The 13,109-nt window shown below is 50.8% G+C and carries 13 protein-coding genes; 3 read left to right on the top strand and 10 right to left on the bottom strand.

Annotated elements, in window-relative coordinates:
* Positions 1-4: 4 nt before the first annotated feature.
* The 3 genes from O1724_RS14275 to O1724_RS14265 form a co-directional block, all read right to left on the bottom strand.
* A complete protein-coding gene (locus O1724_RS14275) occupies positions 5-1,036 on the bottom strand; it encodes an IS630-like element ISEc33 family transposase (protein ID WP_414539886.1) in 1,032 nt (343 codons plus the stop codon).
* A gap of 865 nt (positions 1,037-1,901) precedes the next feature.
* Positions 1,902-2,579, bottom strand: a complete 678-nt coding sequence (locus tag O1724_RS14270; RefSeq protein WP_126297004.1) for a hypothetical protein — start codon at positions 2,577-2,579, stop codon at positions 1,902-1,904.
* A gap of 483 nt (positions 2,580-3,062) precedes the next feature.
* A complete protein-coding gene (locus O1724_RS14265) occupies positions 3,063-3,503 on the bottom strand; it encodes a hypothetical protein (protein ID WP_176691010.1) in 441 nt (146 codons plus the stop codon).
* Between the two features lie 89 nt (positions 3,504-3,592).
* Here O1724_RS14265 and O1724_RS14260 point away from each other — a divergent pair, with 89 nt between their 5' ends.
* Complete coding sequence (locus O1724_RS14260) at positions 3,593-3,916, top strand: hypothetical protein (RefSeq protein ID WP_003859653.1); 324 nt, start codon at positions 3,593-3,595, stop codon at positions 3,914-3,916.
* A 29-nt stretch (positions 3,917-3,945) separates the two neighbouring features.
* The gene (locus tag O1724_RS14255; protein WP_022651459.1) at positions 3,946-4,872 is read left to right on the top strand and encodes a LysR substrate-binding domain-containing protein; all 927 of its coding nucleotides are present in this window, start codon (positions 3,946-3,948) and stop codon (positions 4,870-4,872) included.
* Positions 4,873-4,877: 5 nt separating this feature from the next.
* On the opposite strand, the gene O1724_RS14250 is transcribed toward O1724_RS14255, so the two are convergent.
* The 6 genes from O1724_RS14250 to O1724_RS14225 all read right to left on the bottom strand — a co-directional run bounded on the left by O1724_RS14250 (position 4,878) and on the right by O1724_RS14225 (position 10,487).
* Complete coding sequence (locus O1724_RS14250; RefSeq protein ID WP_023314369.1) at positions 4,878-5,348, bottom strand: hypothetical protein; 471 nt, start codon at positions 5,346-5,348, stop codon at positions 4,878-4,880.
* Between the two features lie 163 nt (positions 5,349-5,511).
* Positions 5,512-6,228, bottom strand: coding sequence for an ABC transporter ATP-binding protein (locus tag O1724_RS14245; RefSeq protein ID WP_003859661.1), 717 nt, complete (start codon positions 6,226-6,228; stop codon positions 5,512-5,514).
* The gene (locus tag O1724_RS14240; protein WP_126297003.1) at positions 6,225-7,100 is read right to left on the bottom strand and encodes an ABC transporter ATP-binding protein; all 876 of its coding nucleotides are present in this window, start codon (positions 7,098-7,100) and stop codon (positions 6,225-6,227) included. The genes O1724_RS14245 and O1724_RS14240 overlap by 4 nt, the downstream gene beginning before the upstream one ends.
* Positions 7,097-8,371: a high-affinity branched-chain amino acid ABC transporter permease LivM gene (livM, locus tag O1724_RS14235; protein WP_045329924.1), complete on the bottom strand. Its 1,275-nt coding sequence runs from the start codon at positions 8,369-8,371 to the stop codon at positions 7,097-7,099. The genes O1724_RS14240 and livM overlap by 4 nt, the downstream gene beginning before the upstream one ends.
* An 11-nt stretch (positions 8,372-8,382) precedes the next feature.
* Positions 8,383-9,297 carry an ABC transporter permease subunit gene (locus O1724_RS14230; RefSeq protein WP_003859667.1) on the bottom strand — a complete coding sequence of 305 codons (915 nt, stop codon included), beginning with the start codon at positions 9,295-9,297 and terminating at the stop codon, positions 8,383-8,385.
* 68 nt (positions 9,298-9,365) lie between these two features.
* Entirely contained in the window at positions 9,366-10,487 is a 1,122-nt protein-coding gene (locus tag O1724_RS14225) for a branched-chain amino acid ABC transporter substrate-binding protein (RefSeq protein ID WP_126297002.1), read from the bottom strand.
* Positions 10,488-10,898: 411 nt separating this feature from the next.
* Between O1724_RS14225 and O1724_RS14220 the strand changes: the two genes are divergently transcribed.
* On the top strand, positions 10,899-11,567 hold the full coding sequence (locus tag O1724_RS14220) for a YecA/YgfB family protein (RefSeq protein ID WP_063855810.1): 669 nt from the start codon (positions 10,899-10,901) through the stop codon (positions 11,565-11,567).
* A 316-nt stretch (positions 11,568-11,883) separates the two neighbouring features.
* Here O1724_RS14220 and tyrP read toward each other — a convergent pair whose 3' ends face one another.
* On the bottom strand, positions 11,884-13,095 hold the full coding sequence (tyrP, locus tag O1724_RS14215) for a tyrosine transporter TyrP (RefSeq protein WP_126297001.1): 1,212 nt from the start codon (positions 13,093-13,095) through the stop codon (positions 11,884-11,886).
* Positions 13,096-13,109: the final 14 nt, after the last annotated feature.

Genomic DNA, 13,109 nt, shown 5'->3' with positions numbered 1-13,109 from the left:
ACCGCTACACTTTTGCCTGACCATGTTTTCCTCCGGGGAATGGGCTGGCGGTTTCCATAAAATGGCGGACCTTTTTCAGTAACTGCCACATTGAGCGGCACTGATGATTACGGGTTATCGTGTCATGAAGTGCCTGCCATAGCCGTTCCACATGATTCACCCACGGCGAGTAAACCGGCTGGTAAATTACCCTGGACTTGGGATTTGCTTTCAACCAGCGCTGTGTTTCGCGGCTTTTATGGATAATGTAGTTATCAACGATCAGCGTGATTGTTTTCGCCCGCCGGTAAGTGGCTTTCAGGTGCTTCAGCAGAGCGATAAACAGCGCTGAACTTTTGCTGTTGCCGCCCACGTAGCTGACTTTACCCGTGCCACTGTGCAGTGCGCCGGCCAGATAGTATTTTTCGTTCTGCCCCGGCGTCACTACCCGTTTCTGCTGTCCGCGCAACTGCCAGTCCGCACCGATTTTAGGATTAAGGTGGATATCCACTTCATCTTCATAAAATACCGGATGCTCTACGCTGCATTCATCCAGCGCTTTGTGGATTACCGCCATCTTTTCATCTTTATGTGGGTCACGGATACGCAGAGTTGGCGCGGCCCTGCGCCATACAAGCCCCGCAGATGGCAACCAGCGGCGAACGGTTCCTGCATGTAACTGGCAACCGGTTATCTCATTGATTTTTATTGCCAGTAATTCGGTGCTCCAGCGTGAACGTTGATAACCAAAATCGCCGGGAGAATGCTTTATCAGCTCACGTAACAGGGTGCAGATATGTTCAAAAGGCCAGCGTCGGGAGCGCCCTGCGGGTAAGGATTTCAGGCCTTCAATACCTGAGTGCGTAAACCAGTTAATCCAGCGACCAACGGATGAACGGGCACAACAGAGAGTTCTGGCAACATCGCTGACCCGTTCACCCCGATGAAGCATCAGCATGGCCGTGAGCCTGCGGGCATGATTTTTATCACGCGTTTTATGAATAGCTTTCTGCATCAGGCGTCGTTCGCCACGGGGTATTGGTACTATGATCGGCATCGCTCAGTCCGGTTGGTGATTTTGGTTGGTTTGGCGATTGATCAGATCGCACAATCCGGGCTGAGTTCCCTTTCAGTGATCTACTATTCCGCGCAGCTATTTAGGATATCGTTGCTTTTACTATGTATCTTCTTATCTAAGATAGATTTTATTTTTATTGTTTTATTACCTTCAATATCACAGGAAAGCAATAGAGCCTCACTTCCATTTGTACTAATTATTATTTCATCTTCACCTGTATATATGTGGTTGAAAATATTTGGTGTATAATTACCTATATAGAAAGCCAAGAAGAAATAAGTTATTAAAGTCCATGCAGCCCATTTCGAAAAAAAATGATTTAGATTTTTCCTGGAATATTTTTTTAAGACAACTGTTTAGTAAGAATATTGATACAAATAAAATCAGGTTTATGATAAAGAATTTCCATTCTAATAATATGTCACCCAATATTAGCATAGGTGCCATCATTCCAGCACTAATTATAGTAATATGATGAAATAAAGTATTCGAACTTCTATATGCATTTCTTAACAACAAAAAAACTGCAATTATTATAATTGCATTCTGCACAAGGGTTAATACTAATGAATTGAAATCTATCCATATTAAACTTATTGGATATCCATAATAAACAGAGTTGCCGAGTTTATAAAATACATATGTCGCATATGACATAAATGTGATTAATGTTATTATCGATATGTTACTTTCTAGTTTGTATGTGCTATTTCGCATCTAATATATCTCTATGCAATTAACTCTAGATTATTTTTAATTCCATACTAATACGCTATATTATCAACATATGATACTCAAACAATTTGTTCCCCTTAACCAACAAAGGGGAACAAAGAATTTACACTTAAAATTCTTTTCTTGAATCGAATCCACTTACAATTGTATAGTCTATAAGAGAATTATTTGCCTCGTTAATTCTAATTTTAGCACCTTTATATGCGACAACTTTTGTTCCTTCAGTAAGGTCAAAAGTAAAGTCTGTTGTATATGCAGATCTCGCCATATTATTAGAGAATTCACGATATGTGAATTTTAATGTGTTCCCTGACTTTCCATTATACTCTATCGTCTTTACAAATGAATCACTAACCATACATAATCCATTTGGTACATATTGTATTGAGATTTCACTCGAATTGTATGTTGTACCATTAGGCGGTGATATTGTATTTTTCGCTTTATCATATGTTACATAGTTTACTGAGTTAACAACTACGCCATATAAGTTTTTAAGTCCAATTGAATTCTTATCAATCGGATTTACATAAACATTGTTTCCGGTATGGCAATATGTCCCTTCTTTAATTTCCGATAGTGACCCTGACGCGTTACCAAGTTTGAGTAATTCAGTTTTATACCCAGTAGCTGACCTTATAATGTGATCACCCATGTATGCTTTGTTAGTTGTACCAACCATTGGTTCCACATATTCTTGAGTTGTGACTTTTGGAGCAACACTACCCGGAGCACAGCCAGATAATAATGTGGTACCTAAAACAATTAGAGGTATATTATTTTTCATGCGTTACTATTCCATATGTGTGTAGTACTAAAGTCAAAATCTTATCATACCAGATAAAGAATGGTAATAGTTCAATAGGTTATTGCTCTTTCCCTTCCGGCTCTCCTTTTTAGTACATATTAGAATTTCGCATGAGGTACATGAGAATCAATAGGGATTACTTTAGTTTCTCCCAGTAGCGGGGGGCGACTCGTTCACACCTTCGGCGGTTCACTGCGTGGCGACTACAAGAGACTTTGAATAATCTATTGAGAAGTAATTCTTGTAGTTGGTACTTCCAATCAATTCTTTGTTAGTACTTTTATTGTCTGAGCGAAAGCGAGTAGGAATAACACGAAACCACCGTGTGGTCAGATACAACGTGACACACGGTGAGTTTAAGCTATGTGCTGATTCTGTGCTCAGCGTAATCCAAGTCTATCTATTTACTGCCAATTACAGTCAAGTAGAAGGACAACTACAGCAAAGTTTCGCAATACACTGCTATGTAACACATTGATCCTGCGTAGAATTTAAAATCCCTCGGCGTTCGCGCTGTGTGGGTTCAAGTCCCACTCCGGCTACCATGGGAAAACGCAGAATAATCAAAGCAATAAGCAGTGTCGTGAAACCACCGAAAGGTGGTTTTTTTGTGCCTGCAATTCCCCCTTCCTGACAACAAATCTTATTTTTCGTGCCTGACCCATGCACAACCATAATTTTTCGATCATTATGCGTCGAGGGCGTTTCCTTATCGCGTAAATTCTTATATCTCCGTTTCATCGATTGCCCTGCGGCAGCTTCGCAGATAACTTCATTTGGATTTTCCTTAGAAAAAGTGGAAGAGCTTGCAAATGGGCTGGGCAAGGGTATCAACAAATGATCAAAACATTGTTCTCCGGCGACAAGCTCTCGAACGTACAGGATATGAACTACGGTTGACAAGAGGCATCTAAAACCGCAATGGCGCTGGATTTGACCACTGGGAGCATTACGGGATGGCAGATGTACCAGATAGCTAAAGAGAATTGATTATGTCACAAGAATTAGAATTTTCGCTTCATCCACCCGTTTGGCCTGCCATCGTCTATTTTGTTGTATCTGTTGCAATTTTTTTCTTGCTTTATCTCGGGAAACTAAAAGTTAACAGGCTGCATAAATACCCGCTATTTATCGCATATATGGTGTTTGTAATCGCTGTTGCAGCCGTTCAGATAAACATCTTTGCTAATGGCTACGAGTTTGTCCGCAGCTTTTTGCATATCGATTTTGACCCCTATCGATATGACTCGGTATATTGGGGATCATTGTTTTTCTCCATAATTTACTTGCTGGCGTTGCCCCGGAACAAGTTTTAGCATAATGAAATTTTCATTTAAGGGACGTTATGTCTTTACCGCCATTGTATGCACTGCGTGCGTTTGAAGTTGCTGCGCGGTTGAACTCCTTCAGTAAAGCCGCTGAAACGCTCAATATTACGCCGGGTGCGGTCAGCAGACATGTTCGTACCCTTGAACTGTGGTTCGACTGCGAGCTTTTCAAAAGGCAAGGTCCTCGCGTGGAGGTCACTGAAGCCGGGCGAGTGCTTGCCGGACAGCTGAACGAGAGCTTCACGAGCATTGAATGGGCCTGCCGGGCATTTCGCAGTGAAAACCACCTGCTGCGGTTAAAAGCACCCAGCACCCTGACCATGAGATGGCTTCTCGACGTGCTGCGATCTTTTCGCAACAACCATGCAAAACCACAGGTTGAGATTGCCAGCGTCTGGATGGACATTGATACCGTTGATTTCAATCTTGAGCCCTACGACTGCGCCATCCTTCTTGGTAATGGCCGTTTTGGTGACACAACGGAGAGTCAGCTGCTTTTTCATGAATGGCTTATCCCGGTTTGTACCCCATCACTTATCGAACCGGCCCGGCAACGGCTTCCGCAATGCGATTTGATCCATCCTTCACCGGACAGACGTGACTGGCGGCGCTGGCTGCGAAGAACAGGATTGTTCCCGGGGCTCGATATGAGCAGCGGTATGGTGTTCGATACCCTTGAACAGGGAAGTATTGCCGCGATGAACGGGCACGGCATCGCTATCGCCGACCTGCATCTCACGCTTGATGCCCTGAAAAGTGGCCTGCTGGGCCTGCCGTTCAGGGAAGCTATTGCGACGGGGGATGGCTACTACCTCGTCTGGCCAAAAAATTCACTCAAAAGAGAGAGCATTCAGCATCTTCTGGCCTGGCTGCAAAACCATACCCCGGTCGTTCCGGCGCTGGATATCGATTATCTGGAATACGATGACAGTCGGGTTTATTAATACCGTTATGAATAAGATATGTTTGCCATCTTTTTATAACGTTCTGGCAAAGCGCTGTTCAGGCTGAGTACCTTATCCAGAATATAAAATGCTGGCGTGTTTTTCTGTTGCTCAGCGTCAATGATTGCCGCGCGTAATAGCGTGGCGGCAGACGAAATTCTGTGAAAATATTCTTCAGTCTCGGGCGTCTGTAATTCACCCGACGTGGCGTAACGCACGTCCGGCCAGCCGGAGAAGTCGAGCAGCGGAAGGGGCTTTCCTGCTTCAGGATGACAGGCTGAAATCAGCGCAGCCGCTTGCTTAGGGTCGCGATGGGCAACGGATAGCATGTATACGCGCTGCGCAAACGGTGACAGAGCCTCAGAGTGATGTTTCGTCGCCATAAGCATGGCCATAAAATCTTGTAAATCATCGGCTGAATCGGTGTCAGGTGGTAATACAGTTTTCAATAACTGATATAACGCATCAAGTGTCATATTTGCCCCGGATCCTCTTATCATTATTATTCAGTTTGCGGCTGAACGTTTTATCGACCCGCGCAAAGGCGGGTCGTGAAGATGATATTTGAATGCGGTCGCATCAGAAAAACGATTAATAATGGCAATCACTGTGAGTTTTTCTCACTATAGCCTTTTCGTTTCACACTCCACCCAGGTACGCCTTCCTCACCTCCGGATCCTTCAGCAACGCCTCGCCGCTGCCGCTTAACCGAATCTGGCCGTTAACCATCACATAGCCGCGGTCGGACAACTTCAGCGCGTGGTGCGCATTCTGCTCGACCAGAAAAATCGTCATTCCGTTACGGGCCAGTTCGCGCAGCGTCTGGAAGATCTGTTTAACCACGATTGGCGCGAGGCCGAGGCTGGGTTCATCCAGCAGCAGAAGTTTAGGACGGCTCATCAGCGCGCGGGCGATAGCCAGCATTTGCTGTTCACCGCCTGAAAGCGTCATCGCCCGCTGGTTACGTCGCTCTTTGAGGCGAGGGAAGAGGTCGAACATGCTTTGCATATCTTCCGCTGCATGCTGATTGCCGACGGGGATTGTCCCCATCAGCAGGTTCTCTTCTACAGACATATCCGGGAAAATGCGTCGTCCCTCAGGTGCCTGCGCGATGCCGCCGGTGGCAACATAGTGGGTAGATTTGTGGCTGATATCCTCGCCGCAGAAGAGGATCTGCCCGTTGCGGATCCGGGGCTGACCAAAGACAGACATCAGTAATGTTGACTTCCCCGCGCCGTTAGCGCCAATCAGGGCAACGGTTTCCCCTTCGTTAACCTCAAGCGAAACCTGCTTCAACGCCTGGATCACCCCGTAGAAAACATCCACATCCTGAAACTGAAGCATCGGTTCGCTCACAGATTTACCTCGCTTTCGTCGGTGCCCAGATACGCGGCAATCACTTTTTCATTGTGCTGAATCTCAGCCGGTTTACCTCTGGCAATTACATCGCCGTGATCGAGCACAATGATGTCATCTGAAATGCCCATCACCATCCCCATATCATGCTCGATCAGCAAAACCGTGATGTCATGGTGGTCGCACAGGAACCGGATGATCTCACTCAGCTTGTGCGTCTCCACCGGGTTCAGGCCGGCAGCAGGTTCATCGAGACAAATCATCTCCGGGCCGGTACACATGGCGCGGGCGATTTCGAGGCGTCGTTGCTGACCATAGGACATTTCCCCGGCCAGACGGTTCGCGCAATCCACCAGATCCACCACCTCCAGCCAGTAAAACGCCCGGTCCAGCGCATCGTTCTCTGCCCGACGATACGCAGGGGTATTCAGCACCCCCGCCAGCAGATTGCGGTTGACGCGCATGTGCTGTGCCACCAGCAGGTTTTCCACCACCGACATCTCGCGGAACAGGCGGATGTTCTGAAACGTGCGCGCAAGACCCGCGCGGTTCACCAGATGCGTGCCGCCAAACATTTTATAGAACAGGCGTTGACCAAGCTGCGCCGGGTTGAGCCAGTCGCCCGGCTGGAATTTCTGGCCGAGCACCTGAATGACATTGGTGGTTTTATTTCGTGCATTGAACAGAATGTTGCCGCCGGAGGCCCGGTAGAAACCGGTCAGGCAGTTAAAGACGGTCGTTTTTCCTGCGCCGTTAGGCCCAATGAGTGCGGTAATGGAGCCGCGCTGCACCTCAAGATTGACGTCGTTTAAGGCCTTGATCCCGCCGAAGTGCATCATCAGATGTTCTACACGTAAAATCGTTGCGTTCATGGCGCCACTCCTTTACGCACGGTAAATCCGCTGCGGTTGATGCGGATCAGACCGCGAGGACGCCAGATCATCATCACCACCATCAGCATGCCAAACAGCAGCACCCGGTATTCCGCAAAGCTGCGCAGCAGTTCCGGCGTGACGGTCAGCACAAAGGCGGCCAGTACGACGCCGACGGTGGAGCCCATCCCGCCCAGGACCACAATGGCGAGGATCAGGGCCGATTCAAAAAAGGTGAAAGAGGTCGGGTTAACAAACCCCTGGTAGGTGGCAAAAAACACCCCGGCGATACCTGCCGTCGATGCGCCCAGGGTGAAGGCCGAGAGTTTGACCAGAACGTGATTCAGCCCCATGGAACGGCAGGCAATCTCATCCTCACGGAGCGCTTCCCACGCCCGTCCAATGGGCATTCGGGTCAGCCGGTGTTTAATGTAGAGCACCAGCATGACTACCAGGAAAAGTACCGCATAGATGAAAATAAACTTCATGTTGGGGTTATAGGTCAGGCCGAAGAACTCGTGGAAGGGGACGCCGCCTTCTTTGGCGCGTCGGCCAAACTCAAGGCCAAAAAAGGTTGGGGCAGGGGCTGAAACGCCGTTAGGCCCTCCGGTGAAGTTAAGCCAGTTGTTCAGCACCAGGCGGATGATCTCGCCAAACCCGAGCGTGACGATGGCGAGATAATCCCCGTGCATGCGCAACACCGGAAAGCCAAGCAGGGCGCCTGCGCCCGCGGCCATTAGCGCCGCCAGCGGCAGCATGCTCCAGAACCCAAGCCCCAGATACTGATACCCGAGCGCCAGCCCGTAAGCGCCGATGGCATAGAAGGCGACATAACCCAGATCCAGCAGCCCTGCCAGGCCAACAACAATGTTCAGCCCAAGACCGAGCAGGACGTAGATCAGTCCGAGAATGGCAACCGTCAGAAGGTATTTCGTTGCTACAAACGGGAAGCAGATCGCCAGCGTGACAATCAGCGGAATGATCCAGCGCATGCGGCTTTTATACGCCGGCGGCCGGACATACACGCCCGCATTGTCGGATTCAAACCGCGTCTGTAAACGTCTTCCGGCCGCCGTAGCTGAAAAGGCGCTCAGCAAAAAACGTCCCACCATCACCGTGCCAACAATCCACGCCAGCCGCTGGCCGTCAAAGGTAAAGCTGTAACCATCCAGTATCACACCCGCAATCGGGCCGAAAATAATCAGGGCGATCATTCCGGAAAAAATTGCGTCCAGAATGCAGCGCTTCAGGGAAAAACCGTCAGAGGTCATCGCGTTGTTCCTTACACTTTAGCCACGACAGGGCGGCCCAGCAGCCCCTGAGGACGGAAGATCAGAATTAAGACCAGCAATCCAAACGAGAACACGTCTTTATAATCCGAGTTCACCATCCCGGAGAATTGCGCTTCTGCAACGCCCAGAATCAGCCCGCCAAGCATCGCACCGGGCAAAGAGCCGATGCCGCCCAGCACCGCCGCCGTAAAGGCCTTGATGCCGATAACAAACCCGACGTAAAAATCAAAGGTGCCGTAATTCATGGTGATCAGCACGCCCGCCAGCCCGGCCATGGCTGCGCCGATAACAAACACCAGCGAAATTATTCTGTCGGTGTTGATACCCAGGATGGAGGCCATCTTACGATCCTGCTGTACCGCACGGCACATGCGTCCTAAGCGGGTACGGTTGATAATCCAGGTCAGCACCAGCATGCCCGCGAACGAGGCGATGAGGATAAAGACTTTGGTATAGGTTATCTGGACAAACCCTTCGCCAAGGTGAAAACGCAGCACGCCATCAAGCATGGTGGGCACGCCCTGCTGGCGCGGGCCCTGGCTGAGCTGGACGTAGTTTTGCAGTATCAACGACATCCCGATGGCCGAAATCAGCGGCGCCAGACGCGTCGAGTTGCGTAGCGGCTTATAGGCGATGCGCTCAATCGTCCAGCCATAAACGCCAGTGACCACGATGGTGAAAACCAGCGTCCCCAGGATCAGCAGCGGAAAGGAGTGGAGTCCAAAAAACGCCAGCAGGGCCAGGCCAATGGCCGAGAGATAGGCGGAGATCATATACACTTCGCCGTGAGCGAAATTGATCATACCGATGATGCCGTACACCATGGTGTAGCCGATGGCGATAAGACCGTAGACCGACCCCAGCGTTAAGCCATTAATTAATTGTTGCAGAAAGAATGTACTCATGGTCGCGCACCTGAATAAAGGGTTACGCCGACAGTCAGACCTGCCGGCGCTGAGCAGATTCCGTCCCGTTATGGCACTTCTTTATATTTGCCTTTGTCATCCCACTGGTAGACCACGTAGTCAGAGACTTTGAGGTCACCTTTGCTGTCCCAGGCTTTTTTACCCATCACCGTGTCGACAGGGTTGGCCTTCAGCCACTCGCTGGCTTTTGCGGAATCCGTCCTTTTCGTGGCCTTGAATGCCGCCGCGATAGCCTGCACAGACGCGTAGGCGTAGAGGGTGTACCCTTCAGGTTCAAATTTACCGGTGCGGAATTTCTCGATGACGGCTTTTCCGTCCGGGATCAGGCGCGGATCTTTACCGAAGGTCATGTAAATACCGTTGGTGTACTGTGCCCCACCGGCGGCGGTGACCATCTCTTCATTGACGATACAGTCTCCCGAGAAGAACTTCGCCTGCACGCCCTGTTCACGCATCTGGCGAACCAGCGGGCCCGCTTCCGGGTGACAGCCCCCGAAGAACACCACGTCCGGTTTTTGTGCGCCGATTTTGGTCACCAGCGCGTTAAAGTCTTTCTCCCCGCGGGACAACCCTTCGTACATCACCTCCTTAACGCCGCGTTTCGCCAGCGCCGCTTTAGTGGCATCCGCCAGCCCCTGACCGTAGGTGTCTTTATCGTGGATGATGACCACCCGTTTGGCTTTCAGCTTATCAAGAATAAAATCGCTGGCGACCTGGCCCTGCTGGTCGTCACGTCCGCACATGCGAAATATGTCGCTCATGCCACGTTCGGTAATCAGTGGGTTCGTTGAGCCGGGAGTGATGGAGAGGATCCCGGCATCGCTATAGACCTCGGAGGCGGGCATGGTCGACGAAGAGCAGAAGTGGCCGACGACCGCTTTCACCTTATCCTGATCGACTAAGCGGTTGGCAACGGCGACGGCCTGTTTGGGCTCGCAGGCGTCGTCGCCCTGAACCAGTTTGATTTTCTCACCGTTGATCCCGCCGGCGGCGTTAATGTCTTCCGCCGCCTGCGTAGCGCCATGCCAGTATTGATCGCCGTAGGTTGCGTTCGGGCCTGTGAACGGCCCGGCCACGCCGATGACGATATCGGCCTGCGCGGAAAAGGCCGTCACCAGACAACCGGCCAGCACCAGGGAGAGGGGAGTTTTGGTAAATTTCAGCGACATTATTATGTTCCTTAGCAAAGAGGTTTTTGCACCAGGTATAAACCCGAACGCCTGATGGCATCGTAAATCCAAAAACAAGAGCGAGAACAAAATGCACTTTAGAAGCAATCTCATGCTTAATACGGCGAGGATCCCACGCACCGCGAAGCGCGCAGAACATTAAGCAAAAAGGTTGCCAGAATGGTTAATCCCTTGACCGGGTCACAACACGTTGAGTATAGAGCGCCGTTTTATGCGCCTTTGCGGGATGATATGAATTTACAGCGGAGATCACATCTCCTTAACAACAAAGCCCATAAGTTGTGCAACGGTCACGATTTGCACGTTTTTGCAGCAATAAAGACCTAAACTTCAGATAGGCACGCGCGGCGATATATGTCAGGATCGTTTTTTTTATCAGGAGTATCAGCAATGGCTGAAGGCCCATTAAATGAAAGCGAGATGGCGTGGCTGGAAGAGACATTAATCTCTTACGGTCACGACGATGCATCCGTGATTGACGTGTCCGAACTGGACGGCATGCTTACCGCAGTACTTTCCGGTCCCGTTGTGGTGGAGCCCGACACCTGGCTGGTGGCGGTCTGGGGTGGTGAGAAATATATTCCTCGCTGGAAAAACGATCGTGAGATGAACCGTTTTATCGATCTCTGCTTTAAGCACATGAACGATATTGCCGAGCGTTTGAGCGAATACCCGGATCAGTTTGAACCGCTGTTTGGCTATAACGACGTTGACGGTCAGAGCTATACCGTGGTGGAAGAGTGGTGCTATGGCTACATGCGCGGCGTGGCGCTGACGGACTGGTCATCCCTGCCGGAAGCGCTGGAAGCGGACCTGGCGGTGATTGCCCTGCACGGGACGGAAGAGAACAGCGAGAAGCTGGATGCGCTGACCGAAGAGGAGTATATGGCCAGCATCGAGAGCATTCAGCCTGCGGTGCTGCGTTTGTATAACTACTGGGTGGCTAACCCGCAGCAGCCGGAAGCGAAAAAGCCGATCGTGAACGGGTCGAAGGTGGGGCGTAACGACCCGTGCCCGTGCGGGAGTGGGAAGAAGTTTAAAAGCTGCTGCCTGCATTAAATCATTAATTACTGTGGCCTGAATGGGGCACGGGTGTTGAGTCCCCGCTAAAATCGGCGAACCGGAGACCAGATGACAAGGGCTGGACGCCATGGATGGCGGCCAGAGGCGAATCGAGACAGGATGTCGAGTTGAGCCGACCGCAGGCAGATGGTCGGGAGGTGAGCGTAGTGCGAAGCACCGATTTTCCGCGGGGCCGCGGGGATTGATAAGGGGGCCGCCGCGGCCCCCTTATCCCGTTCACATGCTGTGAAAAAATTATATTCTGTTGATCTTAAGGTGAACGGAACAGTACCTCAGGACCTGTATAAATAAGTTATCCCACTTCCGGCAGCATCCCCGCTGCAATCAAAATCTGCACCAGAATAATCGCCACACCGCACCCAAACACCACGAACAGCATTGGCGTACCGCCCGCTACGCGATACCCCTGCTGCGGATGTTGCTGGCGGCTCTTCCACGCCAGCAGGGAAGGCAGCAGCAGGGCCAGTACCGATAACGCCACGCCGGCATACCCCAGCGCCATCACAAACCCGCGCGGGTAAAAGAGCGCGAAGGCCAGCGGCGGCAGGAAGGTCATCGCCCCCGTCTGTAAGCGTCCCGCAACGGTATTGCGCCGCTGGAACAGATCCGCCATATAGTCAAACAGGCCAAGCGCCACGCCGAGGAAGGAGGTTGCCAGCGCCAGGTCTGCAAACAGATGTACCGCCAGCTCCACGTGTGAAGAGGCCACCACGTTACGCAGGGCAACCAGGAATCCATTCAGACCAGAATGCTCTGCCATCAGGCCGATAAAAGTATTGGAATCAATACTGCCCAGCGTTACCAGCTGCCAGAACAGGTAAGCAATCAACGGAATGGCGCTGCCGATAACAAAGACGCGGCGTAGCTTGCGAATATCACCGTTCATATAGCTCACGATGCTCGGTACGCTGCCGTGAAAACCGAAGGAGGTGAAAATAACCGGGATGGCCGAAAGCGCCAGACCTTTCTCCAGCGGGAGGGAGAGCAGGTTAATCTTGTGAACATGCGGTGCCAGCAGCACCAGCATCACAACAAGGAAAAGAATTTTGGCGCTGAACAAAAAACGGTTAAACAGATCGACCAGCGATGTGCCCGCGCAAACCACGCCGCCACCAATCAGCGTAAAGACAATGGCGCCTGTTTCCGGTGAAAGCGACGCACCGAAGCCGTCATTGATACTTGACGCAATCAACTCTCCGGCGCCGCTGATGTAAGCGGCAGTCAGGGCGTACATCAGGAACATCATGCTGAAACCGGTGATCCACTGCCCGTAGCGTCCAAGATAGCGTGCAGCCAGGGAGCCTAAGCCAGTATCGGCAGGGACATGCTGATAAACCTCCAGCAATAATAGCGCGGTGTAACACATCAGGGCCCACAGACCGCCCAGCAGCACTACGGTAACCCCAAACCCGACGCCAGCGGCAGCCAACGGCATGGCCAACATTCCTGCGCCAATTGTCGTTCCGGCGACGATAAAAATACTTCCCAGAGTTCTGTTCTTCACGCTTTCCTCTACAA

The sequence above is a fragment of the Enterobacter cloacae complex sp. HYC074_NIDB genome (assembly GCF_056673345.1).
Note: the sequence above shows the minus strand (reverse complement) of the source record. Positions and strands in the feature narration are given on the sequence as shown.

Coding starts and splice junctions, on each gene's coding strand:
- O1724_RS14275 (WP_414539886.1), bottom strand. CDS start 1,036: ATGCCGATCATAGTACCAATACCCCGTGGCGAACGACGCCTGATGCAG.
- O1724_RS14270 (WP_126297004.1), bottom strand. CDS start 2,579: ATGAAAAATAATATACCTCTAATTGTTTTAGGTACCACATTATTATCT.
- O1724_RS14260 (WP_003859653.1), top strand. CDS start 3,593: ATGTCACAAGAATTAGAATTTTCGCTTCATCCACCCGTTTGGCCTGCC.
- O1724_RS14255 (WP_022651459.1), top strand. CDS start 3,946: ATGTCTTTACCGCCATTGTATGCACTGCGTGCGTTTGAAGTTGCTGCG.
- O1724_RS14250 (WP_023314369.1), bottom strand. CDS start 5,348: ATGACACTTGATGCGTTATATCAGTTATTGAAAACTGTATTACCACCT.
- O1724_RS14240 (WP_126297003.1), bottom strand. CDS start 7,100: ATGAACGCAACGATTTTACGTGTAGAACATCTGATGATGCACTTCGGC.
- livM (WP_045329924.1), bottom strand. CDS start 8,371: ATGACCTCTGACGGTTTTTCCCTGAAGCGCTGCATTCTGGACGCAATT.
- O1724_RS14230 (WP_003859667.1), bottom strand. CDS start 9,297: ATGAGTACATTCTTTCTGCAACAATTAATTAATGGCTTAACGCTGGGG.
- O1724_RS14225 (WP_126297002.1), bottom strand. CDS start 10,487: ATGTCGCTGAAATTTACCAAAACTCCCCTCTCCCTGGTGCTGGCCGGT.
- O1724_RS14220 (WP_063855810.1), top strand. CDS start 10,899: ATGGCTGAAGGCCCATTAAATGAAAGCGAGATGGCGTGGCTGGAAGAG.